Origin of the sequence: Catenuloplanes atrovinosus (assembly GCF_031458235.1) — a bacterium.
GTDB lineage: Bacteria > Actinomycetota > Actinomycetes > Mycobacteriales > Micromonosporaceae > Catenuloplanes > Catenuloplanes atrovinosus.
In genome coordinates, this window is sequence record NZ_JAVDYB010000001.1 from 177,289 (window position 1) to 196,256 (window position 18,968).

Consider the following 18,968-nt stretch of genomic DNA (forward strand, 5'->3'; position numbering starts at 1 on the left):
CGGCGCTGAGCGGGTATAGGGCGGGCCGGATCGCCGGGACGCGTCGGGAGGATGCTTCATGGGCTCCGCCTCGGATGATGGCGACCTCCCCGCAGAATTGGCGCTGGCCTTCGCGGCCGGCGGGGAGATGGGCGCCCGCCTGCGCGACCTCGACTGGGCCGCGACGCCGCTCGGCCCGCCCGCGCGGTGGCCGGCGGTGCTGCGCGCCGCGGTCGCGATGATGCTGGCCTCGCGCGCGCAGATCATCATCTTCTGGGGCCCGGACTACGTGGCGCTCTACAACGACGCGTACGTGCCGGCGATGGGCGACAAGCACCCGGCCTTCCTGGCCCGGCCCGGCCGCGAGATGTGGAGCGAGGCCTGGGACGTGATCGGCGGGCTGTTCGACGGCGTGGTCGCGAGCGGCGAGTCCTACTGGGCGCCGGACCACCGCTTCATGCTGGAGCGGCACGGCTACCTGGAGGAGACGTACTTCGACATCTCGTACGACCCGCTGCGCCTGCCGGACGGCACGGTCGGCGGCGTCTACTGCATCGTGACCGACACCACCGCGCGGGTGCTGAGCGAGCGGCGGGTCACGGCGCTGAGTGCGCTCGGCTCCCGGCTCGGTGAGACCGCGAGCCAGCCCGCGCTCGCCGCGGAGGTGGTGCGGGTGCTCGAGGAGTTCGCGGCGGACGTGCCGTTCTCGCTGGTCCACCTGGAACCGGCCGAGGCCGGCGAGCCGCCGATCCGCGCGGTGGGCGGCGCCGCGGACGCGGACGTGCTGCCCGGCGTCCCGGTGCCGGCGGCGGACGGAGGGGAGGCGTTCCCGCGTACCGCGGAGGTGTTGCTCAAGGCCCCTGACGCCGCGGCCGGCGAGGCGCTCGCGCTGCCGCTGACCGCCGGGCACCAGACCGTGGGGGTGCTGGTGGTGGGCCTGAGCCGGCATCTCGCCCGGGACGACGCCTATCTCGGCTTCTTCCGCCTGATCGCGGCGCAGGTCGGCAACGCGGTGGCGAACCTGCGCGCCTACGAGCACGAGCGCGCGCAGGCGGCCGCGCTCACCGCCTTGGACGAGGCCAAGACCAGCTTCTTCTCCAACGTCAGCCACGAGCTGCGCACGCCGCTGACGCTGATCCTGGGGCCGCTGGAGGACGCGCTCGCCGCGCCCGGCCTCGCCGGTGAGCAGCGGGACCGGCTGGAGGTCATGCAGCGCAACGGATTCCGGCTGCTCAAGCTGGTCAACACGGTGCTCGACTTCTCCCGGATCTCGGCCGGCCGGCTGCGTGCCGCCTATCAGCCCACCGACCTGGCCGACTACACCGCGCGGCTGGCCAGCACGTTCCGGTCCGCGACGGACCGGGCCGGGCTGCGGCTGGTGGTGGACTGCCCGTCGCTGCCCGCACCGGTCCACGTCGACCGGGAGATGTGGGAGAAGATCATCCTGAACCTGCTGTCGAACGCGGTGAAGTTCACGTTCGCCGGCAGCGTCACGGTCCGGGTGCGGGCCGCCGGCCCGGTCGCGGTGGTCGAGGTGGCGGACACCGGCATCGGCATCGCGGCGGAGGAGATCCCGCTGCTGTTCGAGCGGTTCCACCGGGTCGCCGGCGTCCGGTCGCGCAGCCACGAGGGCACCGGCATCGGCCTGGCACTGGTCCGCGAGCTGATCGAGCAGCACGGCGGCACCGTCCGGGTGACCAGCACGCCGGGCGAGGGCAGCACGTTCACGCTGACCGTGCCGTTCGGCAGCGCGCACCTGCCGCCGGACCGGCTGATCGCGGCCGTGCCGCTGGCCGAGGACGTCGACGGACGGCAGTACCTGGAGGAGACGCGGCAGTGGCTGGCCGAGGAGCCGGCCGAGCCCGTGATCCCGGCCCGGCGGCCCGGCCGGGGACGCATCCTGCTCGCGGACGACAACGGTGACCTGCGCGACCACGTGACCCGACTGCTGCGCCCGCACTGGGACGTGGTGGCGGTCCCGGACGGGCAGGCCGCGCTGGACGCCGCGCTCGGCGCCTCGTTCGACCTGGTGCTGACCGACGTGATGATGCCCCGGATGGACGGCTTCGCGCTGGTCGGGGCGCTGCGCCGGGACCCGCGTACCAGCAGCGTACCGGTGGTCATCCTGTCCGCCCGGGCCGGCGAGGAGGCGTCCGTCGAGGGCCTCGCCGCGGGCGCGGACGACTACCTGGTCAAGCCGTTCTCCGCGCGCGACCTGATCGCCCGGGTCCGCGCGAACCTGGAACTCGGACAGCTCCGCGGCCGGATCACCAACCGGCTGCGCGCGCTGGTCGACGCGGCCGCGGACCTCAACGCGGCCCGGTCCACCGCGGCCGTGATCGAGGCCGCGGCCACGCACGCGCTGAGCATGGTCAACGCGGGCCGGGTGGTGGCGAGCGTGCGCGGCGCCAGCTTCGAGACGCGGCGCGTCGAGCACACCGAGGAGCGGCCGTCCGCGGTGGTGCCGCTGGCCGGCGCGACCGGCGACCCGCTCGGCGAGCTCTCCGTCTGGCGCGACGGCCACGACCCGACGCCGTTCGACGAGGCCGTGCTCGCCCAGCTCGGCCGGCTGGTCGGCATCCGGCTGGAGAACGCGCGGCTGTACGAGGCCGAGCACCGGATCGCCACCACGCTCCAGCACAGCCTGCTGCCCCGGTCGCTGCCCCGGGTTCCGGGCGCGATGATCGCCAGCCGGTACCTGTCCGGCAGCGCGGAGGCCGAGGTCGGCGGCGACTGGTACGACGTGATCGTCGACCCGTCCGGCCACCTCGACCTGGTCATCGGCGACGTGGTCGGCAAGGGCGTGCACGCGGCCGCGGCCATGGGACAGCTGCGCAACGCGCTCCGGGCGTACCTGCTGGAGGGCTTCGACCCGGGCGAGGCGCTGACCCGGCTCAACCGGCTGGTCGACAACCTCGGGCGCCGGCAGTTCGCCACCGTGGTCTGCGTCCGGTACGACCCGTCCCGGCGCGACCTGTGGTTCGCCAGCGCCGGACACCCGTCACCGGTGCGGATCTCACCGGACCGGTCGGTCGCGTTCCTCTACGGCAACGCGCTCGGGCCGCCGATCGGAGCGCTGCCGCAGGCCTCGTACCGCACCGGCACCGACCGGCTCACGGTCGGCGCCCGCCTGCTGCTCTACACGGACGGCCTGGTCGAGGACCGCCGGCAGGGCATCGACACCGGGCTGGAAGCGCTGCTGGCGGACGCCGCCCGCCCCGCCGACCACGTGGAGGACCTCATCGACCTGATGCTGCGCCGGGTGGCCGACCAGCCCCGGCACGACGACATCGCGCTGCTCGCGCTGGAGGCGACCGAGCCGGACCGGCTGGAGCTGCGGCTGCCGGCCGACCCGAACCGGCTGTCCGTCCTCCGGCGGCGGCTGGAGGAGTTCCTGACCGCGCACGGCGTACCGGAGAACGAGGTCTTCGACCTGACCGTGGCCGTGTCCGAGGCGGCCGCGAACGCGATCGAACACCCGGTCGCGCCGCGCGAGCCGGTGATCGACGTGACCGTGCTCGTCGAGGCGGACGCGAACGGCGGGCCGGCCGCGGTGGCGGCGACGGTCCGGGACACCGGCCGCTGGCGGCCGCAGGGCGGGTCCGGGTTCCGCGGGCGGGGGCTGGCGCTGATCCGCGCGCTGGCGACGCTGACCGTGGAGCGGTCGGACGCGGGGACCGCGCTGACGCTGCGGCGAACCCTCGGCGGCTCGTGAGGCCCGGTCAGGCGGGCGTCAGCCAGGGCTGATCGCCCAGGCCGGAGATCTCCAGCACGCGGCGGACCTGGCGGGACGGCAGCACGGAGAGCCGGCCGGCGTAGTGCTCCGCGATGCGGACCAGCGCGTGGATCGCGGCCGAGTCGAAGAACGAGACCGGGCGCAGGTCGAGCGTGAGGAACGTGGCCTTCGGCCCGGTCGCGGTCGCGTAGAGCCGGTCGGCCGTGGCCATGTCGACCTCGCCGGACACGCGGACGCTGAGCTTGTCTCCGTCGACCTCGCTGACGGCGGAGAACATCGGCTCGGAGCCCTGTTGATCCACGCCAGCTACGATTTCACAGCGCCGCCGGGCGGAGCAACAACCTCCCACTCCATCCAGTGAACGCACAGCTTTCCGCGCCGAGCGGGCCTCGGCGATAGGCTTTCGGCATGACCGTACGCGCGCCGCTCACCCCGGGCACCGTCACGCCGTGGCGGCAGGTGCCCGCGCAGATCCCCCGCCCGGAGTACGTCGGCAAGGAGCGCCCGCGGCAATGGACCGGGTCGCACGTGCAGACTCCGGAGACCATCGAGAAGATGCGCGTCGCCGGCCGGCTCGCCGCCCAGGCCACGCAGCTCGCCGGCGAGCACTGCAAGCCCGGCGTCACCACGGACGAGATCGACCGGGTGGTGCACGAGTTCCTGATCGACCACGGGGCGTACCCGTCCACGCTCGGCTACAAGGGCTTCCCGAAGTCGTGCTGCACCTCGCTCAACGAGGTCATCTGCCACGGCATCCCGGACAGCACGGTGCTGGAGGACGGCGACATCATCAACGTCGACGTCACGGCGTACATCGGCGGAGTGCACGGCGACACGGACGCGACGTTCTGCGTCGGCGACGTGTCCGAGGAGGCGCGGCTGCTGGTCGAGCGCACCCACGAGGCGATGATGCGCGGCATCCGGGCGGTCGCCCCGGGCCGGCAGATCAACGCGATCGGCCGGGTCATCGAGTCGTACGCGCGGCGTTTCGGGTACGGCGTGGTGCGCGACTTCACCGGTCACGGCATCGGCGAGACGTTCCACAGCGGGCTCTACATCCCGCACTACGACAATCCCGCGCTGGACATCGTGATGGAGCCGGGCATGACGTTCACCATCGAGCCGATGATCACGCTGGGCACCCACGAGTACGAGATGTGGGACGACCGGTGGACCGTGGTCACCAAGGACCGCCGGTGGACCGCGCAGTTCGAGCACACGCTGGTCGTGACCGAGACCGGCTACGAGATCCTCACGCTGCCCTAGGGTGGGTTCGGTGGACCTCGCCGCAGGCCGGCGAAGATCCGCCACACACGCCCTGGGTCATCCCTCGAACAGCGTCTCCGGGGTCGCGTCCACCGGGCGGCCACGGCTGCCCAGCTCGGTGGCCAGCTCGCGCAGGACGCGGCCCAGGTCGGACATGTCCAGGCCGGCGAAACCGGTCTTGCGCACCGCGTCGGCGCCGTCCCGGAAGTAGGTGCGGCTCAGCAGGCCGGTGACCATCGCCGCGTGCAGCCGGACCTCGCCGAGCTGGAGCAGCGCGGCGTCGGTCTCGTACCACTCGGCCAGTCGCGCCGCGCGGGCGTGCGCCATCGACGCGGACACCCACGCCTGCCGGGCCAGGCCGGTGAACTCCGCCGGCCGGGCCCGCGCCAGCCGGCTCAGGTGCACGTCGCGGAGCCGCCGCAGCCAGCCGTCCGGGTCGTGCACCGGGCGGGTGGTCACGTACCGGTCCGCCATCAGCGGCCACCGTGGCGACAGCGTGCGCGCCTCGTGCAGGTAGTCGTCCGCGCCGGCCGCGCTCATCCGGACCAGCACGCCGTCCACCCGGCGGCTCACGCCACCCGGCCCACCGCCCGCGCGGTAGGTGACCACGATCATCTCGACGCCGCTGGAGTCGGCGTCGTCGCCGTGCGCCAGGCCGCCGTGCACGCCCACGCTGAGCACGTCCGCCGGGTAGCGTCGCCGGACCGCCGCGCCGATCCGCTCCGCGACCGCCCAGCGCGGATTCACCAGATACGGATTCGCACCGCCCACCCGGCCAATCCTCGTCCTGCCGGGCCGCTCGGCGAGGCCCTCGGCGCCGGCCGCGCACAATCCTCCAAAGACCCCGGGTGGGTATGAAGTGAGCGGTTCATTTATTTCGGAAATGTCGGTCGTGGGGAAGGGAATGCGTCATGCGCCTTCTTCGCGCGACTCGCCGATATGTCGCGTAGCGGAAGAACGGAGACGCCGACGAATGCGTTTCGCAGGCTGTCGGTCGCGGGGCCGAACAGTCCTTTCCCGGATCGCGTGACCGCGCCGGACACGGCACGGTCACCGCTTCCACAATCGGTCAGCGGGGCGATCGGCGCTGGTCGGCGCCACCGGCCGTGAAAGTCGCGGCCTTTTCGGCACCGCCCGCGGAACCGGCTCCGCCACGGCGTTCGGTCGGAATCGGTCAGGCGGGGCGATCGGCGCCGGTCGGCGCGACCGGCCGTGAAAGTCGCGGCCTTTTCGGCACCGCCCGCGAAACCGGCTCCGCCGCGGCGTCCGGAGCGGAGCGCCAGCGGAGTCGGAGGCCGCCGCGCGGTTTGCCCGCGGGAGCATGCGAAACCCGGCCCCGCCGGAAGCGGGAATAGCAAAGATTGTCAGCTCTGGCGTCCCGGGAACGGGACCGTGGCCGGCGTGACGCCGGCGGACACCCGCCACCGCGTCGCCCGGATCGCGCAGTCGGTGAGCGCGTTGAGCGCGAGGACGCGGTCCGTGCCGGTGGTCGGCGGCAGTGCCGCGCGCCAGACCGCGGCCGCGCGCTCCTCGATCTCCACGGCCAGCTTCAGCGCGGCCGCCTGGTCCGTGACCGGGTACGGCAGCGCGTAGCCGGCCGGCGGCGGTGATGCGGTGGTGCCGAGTTCGGCGACGCGGGCGAGCAGGGCGTCTCGCAGGTCGCGGTGCGCCGCCTCGGCATCGCGAGCCTGGGTGACCAGCGCGTTCCCGGTGAGACGCACGCCGATCGGCCCATAGGCGAAGATCACGGCCTCCTCCGCCGCGAGCGCGGCCGCGAGTTCGGGCGCGAGGCTCATGCCGGACCGTCCTTCCGGGTGCGGTGTCCGTGTGGTCGGCGCTGAGCCGATGATTCGCTCGCAGACTCGCTCATGACAGCACCTCCGCGTGGGTGGCGCGGGCCGCGGCGATGGAGCCGAGCAGGGCGGCGCGTTCGGGTGGGGCGGTGGCGCAGGCGGTGGCCGCGGTTTCCCGGCCGGTCTGTTCGGCGGCGCGCAGTGCGGCGAGCGTCTCCTGCGCGGGCGAGGTGGTGGCGGCCGTGGGCGCGGCGCTCGCGACCGTGGAGGCCGGGGCGGAGGGGGTGGGCGACATGATCTCGGTGAGCGCGGCGGCGTGCGCGGTGTGCGCCTCCAGCGGCGGCGTGAGGCGGTCGGCCAGGTTCGGGTGAGCGGTCAGCGCGGCCTGGTAGAGCGCGGCCAGCGCGCGGGTCTCGGCGAGCAGCGGCTCGAGCGCGTCCGGCGGCGGTGGTGGGGGCGGCACCGGCGGGTCGCCGTCGCCGAACAGGGAGCAGGCGCCGGACGCGACCGCGGCGCCGGCCAGCGTGGCGGAGCCGGCGAGTACGCGGCGGCGGGTGAGGTCCCGCGTGGAGCCCATCGTGCTTGCCCTCCCGTAAGGCGTGTCACAGCGATGGATCAGTCAACACTACGGCGACCGGATCTTCTCGTCGGCATCCCAGAAGCCGCGGAACGGATCGTGACATGTCTCGTTGTATGTGAAGGGCATGCGTAGCGTAACGACTGTCGCGCGCCGGAAGGACAGTTCGGAGCGGCGGCCCGCCGTCGAACGGGCGGTCGCGTTACGCTCAGCGCAACCGCTGGGCGATTCGGGCCCAGCGGACCACTGGCGTGGCCGCTTTCAATAGGTTTGCGGCTGTTGACCGCCGGTGGCCGAGCGCGAGGGGGTATGCCGGATGACGCAGCGTGGCCGAGGTGCCGGCCGCCCGGGCCCGGGGGGCCGGGGAGCAGCCGCACCCGACCGGCGCAGGCCGTCCCCGGGTCCCCAGCGACCGCGGGTGGACACCGCGGCGCTCCGCGCCCGGCTGGAGTCGATCATCACACCGGTCGTCGCGGAGGCGGGTTGCGACCTGGAGGACCTGACGGTCTCCCGGGCCGGCCGCCGGCAGATCATCCGCATCCTGGTGGACGCGGACGGCGGCGTGGGTCTGGACGCGATCGCGGACGTCTCCCGCGCGATCTCCGCGGCGCTGGACGCGGCGGAGGAGAGCGGTGGCGAACTGGTCCCGGGGGAGTACCAGCTGGAGGTCAGCTCGCCGGGCGTGGACCGGCCGCTCACCCAGCCCCGGCACTGGCGGCGCAACGTGGGCCGGCTGGTGCAGGTCTCGGCCGGGGACCGGCAGGTGACCGGGCGGATCACCGCCGCCGACGAGGACGGGGTCGTCATCGAGACGGCCAAGGGCATCGTCGAGGCGGAGTACGCCCAGCTCGGCCCGGGCAAGGTGCAGATCGAGTTCAACCGGGTCGAGGAGGCCGACTTCGGCCCCGACGACGAGCTTGACAGTGACCCCGACGACGACGATGACGATGACGACCTCGATGACGAGGATGACGACGAGGAAGTGGAGGGCGAGGAGAGGTGAACATCGACCTCGCGGCGCTGCGCGCGCTGGAGCGCGAGCGGGAGATCCCGTTCGAGACGATCCTCGCCGCGATCGAGACCGCGCTGCTCACGGCGTACCGGCACACGGACGGCGCGGAGTCGCACGCCCGGGTGCAGATCGACCGGAAGTCGGGCGCGGCGTCGGTCTACGCCCAGGAGGTGGACGCGGACGGCGTCGTCACCCGGGAATGGGACGACACCCCGCACGACTTCGGGCGGATCGCCGCGATGACGGCCAAGCAGGTCATCCTGCAGCGGCTGCGCGAGGCGACGGACGAGGTGCACTTCGGCGAGTACGTGGGGCGCGACGGCGACCTGGTCACCGGTGTGATCCAGGCGCACGAGGCGCGTGCCGAGAAGGGCATCGTCACGATCGACCTGGGCAAGCTGGAGGCGGTGCTCCCGCAGGTGGAGCAGGTCCCCGGCGAGCAGTACGAGCACGGCCAGCGCATCCGCTGCGTGGTGGTGCACGTCGCCAAGGGCTTCCGCGGCCCGCAGATCACGCTGTCCCGCTCCCACCCGAACCTGGTGAAGAAGCTGTTCGCGCTGGAGGTTCCGGAGATCGCGGACGGCACCGTGGAGATCGCGGCGATCGCACGTGAGGCAGGTCACCGGACGAAGATCGCGGTCCGGTCGACCGCGTCGGGCGTCAACGCGAAGGGTGCCTGCATCGGCCCGATGGGCCAGCGGGTGCGCGCGGTGATGAGCGAGCTGCACGGTGAGAAGATCGACATCATCGACTGGTCGGAGGACCCGGCGCAGTTCGTCGGAAACGCCCTTTCGCCCGCGAAGGCCCTGCGTGTCGAGGTTGTGGACGCCGGAACTCGTACCGCCCGGGTCACCGTGCCCGATTTCCAGCTCTCGCTGGCGATCGGCCGCGAGGGGCAGAACGCGCGGCTGGCGGCGCGGCTGACCGGCTGGCGCATCGACATCCGTCCGGACAACGAGCAGTCCTCCGGGGGCGGCCGGGATCGTGCGGATCAAGCCGCCGAACCAGGCGGCGCCGTTGCGGGCGCTTAGGAGTAGACTTCTTGCGGTGGGGCGACGAGTGGACGATGTTCCGCTCGGAAAGTCCCCCGTGCGCCTGGCGCCTCCAGTCCGAACCTGTGTCGGCTGCCGGCACCGCGCATCAGCATCTGAAGTCCTGCGATTCGTCAAGGTCGGTTCGGAGCTCCGGCCCGACCCGCGTCGCAGGCTGCCGGGCCGAGGAGCGCACCTGCACCTCGATCCGGCTTGCTTCGCGCTGGCGGAGCGGCGCCGGGCCTTCGGCCGGGCGCTGCGGTTCACCGGTGTCCTGGACACCGCGCCGCTGGCCGAGCACATCCGTGCGGTCACCGCACCGCATGGGACTACTGGTGGCGGGGCCTCGCCCCGCCCGGACCAGCAAGGTGGACGACCAACATGAGCACACGATGAAGTCCCTGAAATGACCAGGCTTCAAGTGCACGAGTGAGGTCGCTGCGGGCCGTGCCCGCACGACCTCGGAGTGAGGAGTGCAGTGGCAGGAAAGGCCCGCGTACACGAGCTTGCCAAAGAGCTCGGGGTCGAGAGTAAGACCGTTCTCGCCAAGCTCAAGGAGATGGGCGAGTTCGTCAAGTCCGCATCCAGCACCGTCGAGGCGCCCGTCGCCCGCCGGCTCCGGGGTGCGATGGCCGCAGGCTCGGCGCCCAGCGCGCCCGCCGCGCCGGCCCCGTCCGGTTCCGGTGACGCACCGCGTCCCGGCCCTTCCGTGCGTCCGGGTCCGCCCCGGCGCCCCGGGCCGCCGGTACCCGGTCCCAACAACGGCGGCGCGCCCGCGCCCGCCGGTCCCACGCCCGGCGGCTCCGTGCCGCGTACCCCGTCGGGTTCGGCTCCGAGCCCGGCATCGTTCCGTCCCAAGGCGCCGGTTCCCGGCCCGCCGGCCCCCGTGGCCAAGCCGGCCAGCGCCCACGACATCGAGGTGGCCGCCGCCGAGCAGCGCGCCGCCGCGCTGAAGGCGGAGCAGGAGGCGGCCGTCAAGGCCGCCCAGCAGGCCGCCCGTCAGCGTGAGGACACCCGCCGCGAGGGCGGGGCGCCGGCGCCCGGCGGCCCGTCGCTGCGGCCGAAGTTCGGCCCCGGCGCGATGCCGCCCCGGCCCGGTTCGCCCGCGGCCCGTCCGCAGGGCGGTCAGGGTGGTCAGGGTGGCCCGCGTCCCGAGCGCCGTGACGGCGACCGTCAGGGCCGTCCCGGCCCCGGCGGCCAGGGTGGCAACCGTCCGCCGCGCAGCGGCGGCAACAACCCGTTCGGCATCACGCCGGGCGGCAACCGTCCGCAGGCTCCGGCGGCGGGCCCCGGCCCGCGGCCGACCCCGGCCGGCATGCCGCCTCGGCCCAGTCCCGCGTCCATGCCCCCGCGGCCCAGCCCGGCCTCGATGCCGAGCCAGCGCCCCGGCCGCCCCGGTGGCGGTCCCGGCGGCGGTGCCGGTCGCCCGGGTGGCGGCGCGGGTCGTCCCGGTGGCGGTGGCGGCGGCTTCCGCGGCGGTCCCGGTGGGGGCGGCGGCGGTGGCGGCTTCCGCGGCGGCGGCGGTCCCGGTGGCGGCGGCGGTGGCGGTGGCTACCGCGGCGGTCCCGGTGGCGGCGGCGGTGGCGGTGGCTACCGCGGCGGCCCCGGCGGTGGCGGCGGCGGAGCTCCGGCGGGTGCCGGTGCGCCGGGTCGTCCCGGTGGTGGCGGTCGCGGTCGTGGCGGCGGCGCCGCGGGTGCCTTCGGGCGTCCGGGCGGCAAGCCGGCGCGCGGCCGGAAGTCGAAGAAGCAGAGGCGTCAGGAGTTCGACAACCTGTCGGCTCCGACGATGAGCTCGGGCGCTCCCCGGGGTAACGGCCAGGAGATCCGGCTGTCCCGTGGCGCGTCGCTCTCCGACTTCGCCGACAAGATCAACGCCAACCCGGGCACGCTCGTCCAGGAGATGTTCAACCTGGGCGAGATGGTCACGGCGACGCAGTCCTGCTCGGACGACACGCTGCTGCTGCTCGGCGAGCACCTCGGCTTCGAGGTGAAGATCGTCAGCCCCGAGGACGAGGACCGCGCGCTGCTGGCGCAGTTCAACATCGACCTCGACGCCGAGGTGGCGGAGGACCGTCTGGTCACCCGTCCGCCGGTGGTGACCGTCATGGGTCACGTCGACCACGGTAAGACCAAGCTGCTCGACGCGATCCGCAAGGCGAACGTCGTGGCGGGCGAGGCCGGTGGCATCACCCAGCACATCGGTGCCTACCAGGTGCACGTCGACCACAACGGCGACGAGCGCGCGATCACCTTCATCGACACCCCGGGTCACGAGGCGTTCACCGCCATGCGTGCCCGCGGTGCCCAGGTGACGGACATCGTGATCCTGGTGGTCGCGGCCGACGACGGCGTGATGCCGCAGACGATCGAGGCGTTGAACCACGCCAAGGCGGCCGAGGTGCCGATCGTGGTGGCGGTCAACAAGATCGACAAGCCCGAGGCCAACCCGGACAAGGTGCGTCAGCAGCTGACCGAGTACGGCCTGGTCGCCGAGGAGTACGGCGGCGACACGATGTTCGTCAACGTCGCGGCGAAGCCCGGCATCGGCATCGACGACCTGCTCGAGGCCGTCCTGCTGACCGCGGACGCGTCGCTGGAGCTGACCGCTCCGATCGACGGGGCCGCGCAGGGTGTCGCGATCGAGGCGCACCTGGACAAGGGCCGCGGTGCGGTCGCCACCGTCCTGGTGCAGAAGGGCACGCTGCGGGCCGGCGACTCGATCGTCGCGGGTGGTGCGCACGGTCGCGTGCGGGCCATGCTCGACGAGAACGGCAAGCCGATCCCCGAGGCGGGGCCGGCACGCCCGGTCCTGGTGCTCGGTCTGACCGCGGTGCCGTCCGCCGGCGACACGTTCCTCGCCGCCGAGGACGACCGCACGGTCCGGCAGATCGCCGAGCAGCGGCAGGCACGCCGCCGCGCGGCGAGCTTCGCCAACTCGCGTGGCCGCGCCACCCTCGAGACGCTCATGGAGCAGATCAAGGAGGGCGAGAAGACCTCGCTCAACCTCATCCTCAAGGGTGACGGTTCGGGTTCGGTCGAGGCCCTCGAGGACGCGCTCTTCAAGCTCGACATCCCGGAAGAGGTTCAGCTCAAGATCCTCGACCGTGGCGTCGGTGCCATCACGGAGAGCAACGTCATGCTGGCGAGCGCGTCCGACCCGGCCGCGACGATCATCGGCTACAACGTCCGGGCCTCGAACAAGGTCCGGGAGATCGCCGACCGCGAAGGCGTGGAGATCCGGTACTACTCGGTCATCTACCAGGCCATCGAGGAGATCGAGGCGGCGCTCAAGGGCCTGCTCAAGCCGGAGTACGAGGAGGTCGAGCTGGGCACCGCGGAGATCCGCGACGTCTTCCGCTCGTCCAAGGTCGGTCTCATCTCCGGCTGTATCGTCCGGTCGGGCCTCATTCGCCGCAACGCGAAGGCCCGGGTCATCCGCGACGGTGCGGTCATCGCGGACAACGTCACGATCAGCTCCCTCAAGCGGTTCAAGGACGACGCGACCGAGGTGCGCGAGGGCTTCGAGTGTGGTCTGACACTGGCCGGTTTCAACAACGTCCAGGTCGGCGACCTCATCGAGACCTTCGAGATGCGCGAGAAGCCGCGCGCGTAAGCGCGTAGCGACGTGACCAGCGCCTTTCCCCGGGCCCAGTTCGGGGAAAGGCGCTGGCTCCCGTCTCGGTACTGAGGGATACTTCGCGGCGATGTTTACCGGAACCATGATTTTCGACATGCTGCTGCCGGGTGACTCGCGCTCGCTGAAGGCGAAGCGCGCGTACGTCCGGCCCATCGTCGCCGCGCTGCGACGGTTCGAGGTCTCCGCCGCCGAGGTCGGCGCACAGGATCTGCACGGCCGCGCCGAGATCGGCGTGGCCGTCGTCGCGGCCGAGCCCGGCCACGTCGGCGAGGTGCTGGACACCTGCGAGCGGCTGGTCGCCGGTCGCCCGGAGGTGGAATTGCTGTCGGTCCGCCGCCGCCTGTACGGCGGCGACGACTGACGAGAAGGACGCACGGGTACTGTCAGCGTGGAGGTGGACGAGATGACTGATCCGGCCAAGGTGCGCCGGCACGCCGAGCGCGTACGAGAGCTGGTGGCCTCCGCCGTCCGCACGATCAAGGACCCCCGGCTCGGGATGATCACCATCACCGACGCCCGGATCACCGCGGATCTGCGCGAGGCGACGGTCTTCTACACGGTGCTCGGCGACGCCGAGGCCGAGGCGTCGACCGCCGCCGCGCTGGAGAGCGCGAAGGGCATGCTGCGCAGTACGGTCGGCAAGGCGCTGGGCCTGCGCCACTCGCCGTCGCTGGCATTCTCCCTGGACAACGTGCAGGACCAGGCCAAGCACATCGACGACCTGCTGGCCCAGGCGCGCGCGGCGGACGCGGAGACGCAGAAGATCGCGGCCGGCGCGAGGTACGCGGGAGACGCCCAGCCGTACCGGGTGGACGAGGACGAGGACGACGACGAGTTCGCCGACGAGGACGAGCTCGTCGAGCAGGAGAAGCGGTGACCGCCGCGCCGGCCCGCGCCGTCGTGCCGCCGCCCAGGACCGCCGCGGAGGGCCCGGTCGGCCCGCCGCGGGAGACGGACTGGGCGGAGGCCGTGGCCGCGGTCCGGCGCTGGCTGCCGGACGGGCGGATCCTGCTGGTCTGCCACGTCAACCCGGACGGTGACGCGCTCGGCAGCATGCTCGGCTTCGCGCACGGGCTGCGCCGGCTCGGCGCACGCAACGTCCAGGCGACGTTCCCGGGCCCGCTCGACGTGCCGGAGCCGCTCCGCGAGGTCCCCGGCATCCGGTGGGTGATCCCGGAGGCCGAGGCGTGGGCGGAGCCGGACCTGCTGGTCACGTTCGACGCGGCCAGCACCGAGCGGCTCGGCGGGCTGGCCGGCCGGCTGAGCACCGCGCGCGACTCCGTGGTGCTCGACCACCACGCCTCCAACCCGGGCTTCGGCGCGGTGCGGCTGGTGGACCCGGCCGCCGCGGCCACCTCCGTCGTGGTCGAGCAGTTGCTGGACCGGCTGGACGTGCCGCTGGACGCGGAGATCGCCGAGTGCCTCTACACGGCGCTGACCACCGACACCGGATCGTTCCGGTTCGCGGCCACCACGCCGGCCGTGCACCAGATGGCGGCCCGGCTGATCGCGACCGGCATCCGTCCCGGCGAGATCGCCCAGCGGGTGTTCGACACCCGGCCGCTCGGCGCCGTGAAGCTCTTCGGCGAGGTGCTCGGCCGCTGCGAGCTCGATGCGGAGGCGGCCGGCGGGCTGGGCCTGTGCTGGACCACGGCCACGCGCGCCGACCTGGAGAAGCACGGACAGCGCCCGCACGTGCTGGAGGCGCTGATCGACTCGGTGCGCTGCGTGGCCGAGGCGGACGTGTGCGTGGTGCTGAAGGAGATCGGCGAGGACGCCTGGTCGGTGTCGATGCGCAGCAAGGGCGCGGTGGACGTGTCGCGCGTCGCCGGCCTGCTTGGCGGCGGCGGTCACCGGGCCGCGGCCGGCTTCACCGGCGCCGGAACGCCCGCGGATGTGCTGGCCGCCATCCGCTCCGTCCTGGACGAGTCCGTCATCCGGTAGGCCCCTTACCCCGCGTGCGCGCCCCGGTGACAATCGACGGCATGGACGCTCCCCGGGAAGTCGCGGTCGATGCGCCGAGAGCGTGGGACCGGCCGCTGGTGGTCCTGCCCGTCTTCGCCGTCGTCTCGCTGGTCGGTGGCCAGCTCCCGTCGTTCTCCACGGCGGCGAACCTCTACTCGCTGAGCGTCGGCGGCACGCTGATGTGGTTCGGCCTGTCGCAGCGCGTGCCGCGGCGGCCGGTGCCGGGCCGGCCCGGTCGCGGCACCGTGTGGTGGCTGGCGCCCGCGGTGGTGTTCGTGGCGTTCGAGGGCTCGACGTTCCTGACCGGGTCCACGGAGTCGTACCCGACGCTGTCCCGGCTGGCGGATCCGCTGCTCGCCGACCCGGTCGTGCGCGCCGCCGGGTACTTCGGCTGGCTGTGCGCGTTCTGGGCACTGGCGCGCCGATGACGCGCGCGATCGCGATCGGCGGCTTCGTGCTGGCCGGGCTGCTGGTGGTGGCGCTGGAACTGGCCGCGCGGCGGGACGGCTCGCGCGTCCCCACGTTCGGTGACCTCTGCGCGTACGTGATGCGGTATCAGGTCGGCCGGGTGCCGGTGGGCCGGATCGGGATCCTCGGGTTCTGGTGGTGGCTGGGGTGGCATTTCTTCGCCCGGTGAGGCTTTTGCATCGATGTGTAGGTATCGGTTACCCGTCCGTATCACGGGAAGTGTCGGCTCGACGTCGTCGACTTAACGTTAATTTGGGTAGCGTGCAGGGTGGTTGCGGGCCACCGACGTCCGTACCGCCGTGTTTGCACTGCTTTTGCATGGTTGCTCCAGGTCCAACCGACTCGGGGCTCGCGCGCCGCCGCGGCAGCGCTCCGGTGATCCCGGAGGGTCCGCTGGCGTGTCGCAGAGGCACCGCCTGTCGCGGGCGCGCCGTCGCGCGTCCGGGCTCGACCATGGAGGACCGTCACCATGACCATCACCGCCACGCGCCCCACGCCGGCCCCGGCCACGACGTCCGCCCCGGCCGTCACCGTCGTCGAACCGACACCGGTCCGCGTCGTCGACGACGCCCGTGAGCAGGCCCGCCGCGCACTGCAGGTCTCGCTGGACACGCGTCAGTAGCCGGGCGTGCGTGTAAGCGCCGCCTCCGCTTGAACTCCTTACGTCGGGTGTGTCACCATGCCCGGCGATGAGCAACGACACCGCCGCCGCCGATCGGGTCCCGCTGCGCCGGATCGCCTCGCTCGCGCTGCCCGCCCTGGTGGTGCTGGCCGCCGAGCCGATCTACGTGCTGGTCGACACCGCCGTGGTGGGACACCTCGGCCGGGTGCCGCTGGCCGCGCTCGGCATCGGCGGCACCGTCATGTCGTTCGCGGCGTGGCTCGGCACGGTGATGGCGTACGGCACGACCGGCCGCTCCGCCCGCCGCTACGGCGCCGGTGACCGCCGGGCCGCGGTCGAGGAGGGCGTGCAGGCGTCCTGGCTGGCGCTGCTCGGCGGCCTGGCCATCATCGCCGTGGTGCAGGTGCTGGCCGGCCCGCTGGCCCGCGCGCTGGCCGGTGGCCCCACGCCGGTCGCCCAGGCCGCGGCGGAGTGGCTGCGCATCGCGGTGCTCGGCGCGCCCGGCCTGATGCTCGTCGCGGCCGGCAACGGCTGGATGCGGGGCGTCCAGGAGACCCGCCGGCCGCTCGCCATCGTGGTGGTGGCCAACCTGGTCTCCGCCGTGCTCTGCCCGCTGCTGGTCTATCCCGCCGGCCTCGGCCTGCACGGCTCCGCGATCGCGAACGTGATCGCCCAGCTCGGCTCCGGCGCGCTCTTCACGGCCGCGCTGCTGCGCGAGCGGGTGTCGCTCCGGCCGCGCGCCGGCGACATCCTCGCGCAGCTCGTGGTCGGGCGCGACCTGCTGATCCGCGGCGCGGCGTTCCAGGCGTGCTGGCTGTCGGCCACCTCGGTCGCGGCCCGCTACGGCGACGCGGCGCTGGCCGCCCACCAGATCGCCATCCAGCTGTGGTTCTTCGCCGCGCTGGTGCTGGACGCGGTGGCGATCGCGGCGCAGTCGCTGGTCGGCGCCGCGCTCGGGGCCGGGGACGAGCCGCAGGCGCGGCGGCTGGGGCGGCAGATCGGGCTGATCGGGCTCGCGTCCGGCGTGGCCTTCGCGGTGGTGTTCGGCGCGGGGGCGCGGGTGATCCCGGCGCTGTTCACCCGGGACGGGGCGGTGCACGACCAGGCGCTGGTGGTGTGGCCGTGGTTCATCGCGCTGCTGCCGCTGGTGGGGGTGGTGTACGCGCTGGACGGGGTCATGATCGGCGCGGGGGATGTGGCGTTCATGCGCAACATGACGATCGTGGCGGCGCTGGGCGGGTTCCTGCCGGGGATCTGGGTGACGTACGCGCTGGATCTGGGGTTGGGCGGGGTGTGGTCCGGGCTGGCGCTGTTCACCATGATCCGGCTGGTGGCGCTGCTGGCGCGATTGCGGACGTCCGCGTGGTCGGTGGTCGGCGCAACGCGGTGATCCGTTCGCCTGACCACCTGTGCATGTCCGATCCTCGCTGGTCGGGCGGGCGTGATGACCTTCGACGCCGGCTGAGTGAGAACGGTCCCGCTCGCCGCTCGGAAGGGGAGTCGCGGGGCCGTCACCGCGGGCCGGGATAATCGCCGGGTCGGTCCGCGGTGAGGATGAGGTGGCGCGTGGAGGGTCTGGTCGTGGTGGACAAGCCGGGTGGCATGACGTCGCACGACGTCGTGGCGCGGATGCGGCGCCTGGCGAAGACCCGCAGGGTCGGGCACGGCGGGACGCTGGACCCGATGGCCACCGGCGTGCTGGTGATCGGCGTGGGGCGCGGCACGAAGCTGCTGACCTACGTGACCGGCGCGACCAAGAGCTACGACGGCACGATCCGGTTGGGGCAGACCACGGTCACCGACGACGCGGAGGGCGACGTGACCGCGAGCGCACCGGCCGGTCACCTGGGCGACGACGAGATCCGCGCGGCGCTGGCGACGTTCGTGGGCGAGATCGACCAGGTGCCGAGCTCGGTGAGCGCGATCAAGGTGAACGGCGAGCGCGCCTACAAGAAGGTCCGCGACGGCGAGGAGGTCACGCTCGCGGCGCGCCGGATCACCATCTCCCGGCTCGACGTGCACGAGATCCGCCGCACCGGCGACCTGATCGACGTGGAGGTGAGCGTGAGCTGCTCGTCCGGCACGTACATCCGGGCCATCGCGCGTGACCTGGGCGCACGGCTGGGGGTCGGCGGCCACCTGACCGCGCTGCGCCGCACCGAGGTCGGCGGCTTCCCGCTCTCCGAGGCGCTGACGCTGGAGCAGCTGGAGGAGCGCTCGCCCGACGTGGTCACGCTGCCCCTGCCCGACGCGGCCCGCCGCTGCTTCCCGATCCGCGAGGCCACCCCGGAGGAGGCCCGCACCCTCTCGCACGGCGGCCCGCTGACCCCGGCCGGCATCGACGGCCCCTACGCCGTGTTCGGCACCGACGGCACCCTCCTCGCCATCGTCACCGAACGCGACGGCAAGGCCCGCCCCGACATCGTCCTCGCCCCCGCCTGACGCGCTGCCGCCGGTTCCGCGCCGTCATCGGTTCCGGGCCGCCGGTCTTTCGTGGTCAGTCACGCGCCGCGCTGCTGAGTCGCGTCGCGGTGTTCGCGCCCGCCGCCGAGGGCGCCGTGGGTGCTGGGCCACTGGGCGGGCGGGCGTTGACGTGATCGCAACACACGCAACGCCCAGTGATCGCCGCGGCGGAGTGCCGTGGGGCGGCGGGATCGTGGCGCGGTGGGCGGGTGAGGAAGGCGGGAATCGCGGGGTCGGGGTGACCACAGGCGGGACCGGCTCCGATGCGGGGGCGGAGCGGCGGCGGCGCCGCCGCGAGGTTGGCCCGCGGGAGCATGCGGAGCGCCACCACGCCGGGAGCGGGAAGAAAAGGTGCGGAAGCCGGCCACGCCGAGGAGGGGACCGGACCGCGGCGCCCGGGCAGCGACCGGCGACCGCAG

18 protein-coding genes are annotated in these 18,968 nt (G+C 73.4%); 14 read left to right on the top strand and 4 right to left on the bottom strand.

Annotated elements, in window-relative coordinates:
• The first annotated feature begins 58 nt into the window (after window positions 1-58).
• Window positions 59-3,694 (top strand): SpoIIE family protein phosphatase, encoded by a 3,636-nt coding sequence (locus J2S41_RS00800; protein ID WP_310361696.1) that lies wholly within the window; start codon window positions 59-61, stop codon window positions 3,692-3,694.
• A gap of 7 nt (window positions 3,695-3,701) precedes the next feature.
• On the opposite strand, the gene J2S41_RS00805 is transcribed toward J2S41_RS00800, so the two are convergent.
• Window positions 3,702-4,016: an STAS domain-containing protein gene (locus J2S41_RS00805; protein ID WP_310361697.1), complete on the bottom strand. Its 315-nt coding sequence runs from the start codon at window positions 4,014-4,016 to the stop codon at window positions 3,702-3,704.
• Window positions 4,017-4,123: 107 nt separating this feature from the next.
• Between J2S41_RS00805 and map the strand changes: the two genes are divergently transcribed.
• Complete coding sequence (map, locus tag J2S41_RS00810) at window positions 4,124-4,981, top strand: type I methionyl aminopeptidase (protein ID WP_310361700.1); 858 nt, start codon at window positions 4,124-4,126, stop codon at window positions 4,979-4,981.
• 57 nt (window positions 4,982-5,038) lie between these two features.
• Here map and J2S41_RS00815 read toward each other — a convergent pair whose 3' ends face one another.
• The 3 genes from J2S41_RS00815 to J2S41_RS00825 form a co-directional block, all read right to left on the bottom strand.
• On the bottom strand, window positions 5,039-5,752 hold the full coding sequence (locus J2S41_RS00815; protein WP_310361702.1) for a nucleotidyltransferase domain-containing protein: 714 nt from the start codon (window positions 5,750-5,752) through the stop codon (window positions 5,039-5,041).
• 593 nt (window positions 5,753-6,345) lie between these two features.
• The gene (locus tag J2S41_RS00820) at window positions 6,346-6,777 is read right to left on the bottom strand and encodes a ferritin-like domain-containing protein (protein WP_310361704.1); all 432 of its coding nucleotides are present in this window, start codon (window positions 6,775-6,777) and stop codon (window positions 6,346-6,348) included.
• A gap of 70 nt (window positions 6,778-6,847) precedes the next feature.
• Window positions 6,848-7,351, bottom strand: a complete 504-nt coding sequence (locus J2S41_RS00825; protein ID WP_310361707.1) for a twin-arginine translocation signal domain-containing protein — start codon at window positions 7,349-7,351, stop codon at window positions 6,848-6,850.
• A gap of 316 nt (window positions 7,352-7,667) precedes the next feature.
• Here J2S41_RS00825 and rimP point away from each other — a divergent pair, with 316 nt between their 5' ends.
• From rimP to truB, 12 genes are all read left to right on the top strand, one after another.
• Window positions 7,668-8,354, top strand: coding sequence for a ribosome maturation factor RimP (gene rimP, locus J2S41_RS00830; RefSeq protein WP_310361709.1), 687 nt, complete (start codon window positions 7,668-7,670; stop codon window positions 8,352-8,354).
• Window positions 8,351-9,394 (top strand): transcription termination factor NusA, encoded by a 1,044-nt coding sequence (gene nusA, locus J2S41_RS00835; RefSeq protein ID WP_310361711.1) that lies wholly within the window; start codon window positions 8,351-8,353, stop codon window positions 9,392-9,394. The genes rimP and nusA overlap by 4 nt, the downstream gene beginning before the upstream one ends.
• A 58-nt stretch (window positions 9,395-9,452) precedes the next feature.
• Window positions 9,453-9,779, top strand: coding sequence for a YlxR family protein (locus J2S41_RS00840; RefSeq protein WP_310376218.1), 327 nt, complete (start codon window positions 9,453-9,455; stop codon window positions 9,777-9,779).
• Window positions 9,780-9,872: 93 nt separating this feature from the next.
• On the top strand, window positions 9,873-13,007 hold the full coding sequence (gene infB, locus J2S41_RS00845; RefSeq protein ID WP_310361714.1) for a translation initiation factor IF-2: 3,135 nt from the start codon (window positions 9,873-9,875) through the stop codon (window positions 13,005-13,007).
• Between the two features lie 91 nt (window positions 13,008-13,098).
• Window positions 13,099-13,392 (top strand): DUF503 domain-containing protein, encoded by a 294-nt coding sequence (locus J2S41_RS00850; RefSeq protein ID WP_310361717.1) that lies wholly within the window; start codon window positions 13,099-13,101, stop codon window positions 13,390-13,392.
• Between the two features lie 42 nt (window positions 13,393-13,434).
• Complete coding sequence (gene rbfA / locus J2S41_RS00855; RefSeq protein WP_310361719.1) at window positions 13,435-13,908, top strand: 30S ribosome-binding factor RbfA; 474 nt, start codon at window positions 13,435-13,437, stop codon at window positions 13,906-13,908.
• A 23-nt stretch (window positions 13,909-13,931) separates the two neighbouring features.
• Complete coding sequence (locus J2S41_RS00860; protein WP_310376221.1) at window positions 13,932-14,975, top strand: DHH family phosphoesterase; 1,044 nt, start codon at window positions 13,932-13,934, stop codon at window positions 14,973-14,975.
• 41 nt (window positions 14,976-15,016) lie between these two features.
• A complete protein-coding gene (locus J2S41_RS00865; RefSeq protein WP_310361721.1) occupies window positions 15,017-15,424 on the top strand; it encodes a hypothetical protein in 408 nt (135 codons plus the stop codon).
• Entirely contained in the window at window positions 15,421-15,633 is a 213-nt protein-coding gene (locus tag J2S41_RS00870) for a DUF6186 family protein (RefSeq protein ID WP_310361724.1), read from the top strand. Before J2S41_RS00865 ends, J2S41_RS00870 begins: the two co-directional genes overlap by 4 nt.
• A 300-nt stretch (window positions 15,634-15,933) precedes the next feature.
• On the top strand, window positions 15,934-16,086 hold the full coding sequence (locus tag J2S41_RS00875; protein WP_310361725.1) for a hypothetical protein: 153 nt from the start codon (window positions 15,934-15,936) through the stop codon (window positions 16,084-16,086).
• A 67-nt stretch (window positions 16,087-16,153) separates the two neighbouring features.
• Window positions 16,154-17,476, top strand: coding sequence for an MATE family efflux transporter (locus J2S41_RS00880; RefSeq protein ID WP_310361727.1), 1,323 nt, complete (start codon window positions 16,154-16,156; stop codon window positions 17,474-17,476).
• Window positions 17,477-17,640: 164 nt separating this feature from the next.
• On the top strand, window positions 17,641-18,528 hold the full coding sequence (truB, locus tag J2S41_RS00885; RefSeq protein WP_374728098.1) for a tRNA pseudouridine(55) synthase TruB: 888 nt from the start codon (window positions 17,641-17,643) through the stop codon (window positions 18,526-18,528).
• Window positions 18,529-18,968 lie beyond the last annotated feature (440 nt).

Excerpts from the sequence above, each read along its gene's own strand:
- J2S41_RS00800 (WP_310361696.1), top strand. The coding sequence starts at position 59 with ATGGGCTCCGCCTCGGATGATGGCGACCTCCCCGCAGAATTGGCGCTG.
- J2S41_RS00825 (WP_310361707.1), bottom strand. The coding sequence starts at position 7,351 with ATGGGCTCCACGCGGGACCTCACCCGCCGCCGCGTACTCGCCGGCTCC.
- rbfA (WP_310361719.1), top strand. The coding sequence starts at position 13,435 with ATGACTGATCCGGCCAAGGTGCGCCGGCACGCCGAGCGCGTACGAGAG.
- J2S41_RS00875 (WP_310361725.1), top strand. The coding sequence starts at position 15,934 with ATGACCATCACCGCCACGCGCCCCACGCCGGCCCCGGCCACGACGTCC.
- J2S41_RS00820 (WP_310361704.1), bottom strand. The coding sequence starts at position 6,777 with ATGAGCCTCGCGCCCGAACTCGCGGCCGCGCTCGCGGCGGAGGAGGCC.
- J2S41_RS00880 (WP_310361727.1), top strand. The coding sequence starts at position 16,154 with ATGAGCAACGACACCGCCGCCGCCGATCGGGTCCCGCTGCGCCGGATC.
- J2S41_RS00870 (WP_310361724.1), top strand. The coding sequence starts at position 15,421 with ATGACGCGCGCGATCGCGATCGGCGGCTTCGTGCTGGCCGGGCTGCTG.
- J2S41_RS00850 (WP_310361717.1), top strand. The coding sequence starts at position 13,099 with ATGTTTACCGGAACCATGATTTTCGACATGCTGCTGCCGGGTGACTCG.
- rimP (WP_310361709.1), top strand. The coding sequence starts at position 7,668 with ATGACGCAGCGTGGCCGAGGTGCCGGCCGCCCGGGCCCGGGGGGCCGG.
- truB (WP_374728098.1), top strand. The coding sequence starts at position 17,641 with ATGAGGTGGCGCGTGGAGGGTCTGGTCGTGGTGGACAAGCCGGGTGGC.
- map (WP_310361700.1), top strand. The coding sequence starts at position 4,124 with ATGACCGTACGCGCGCCGCTCACCCCGGGCACCGTCACGCCGTGGCGG.
- J2S41_RS00865 (WP_310361721.1), top strand. The coding sequence starts at position 15,017 with ATGGACGCTCCCCGGGAAGTCGCGGTCGATGCGCCGAGAGCGTGGGAC.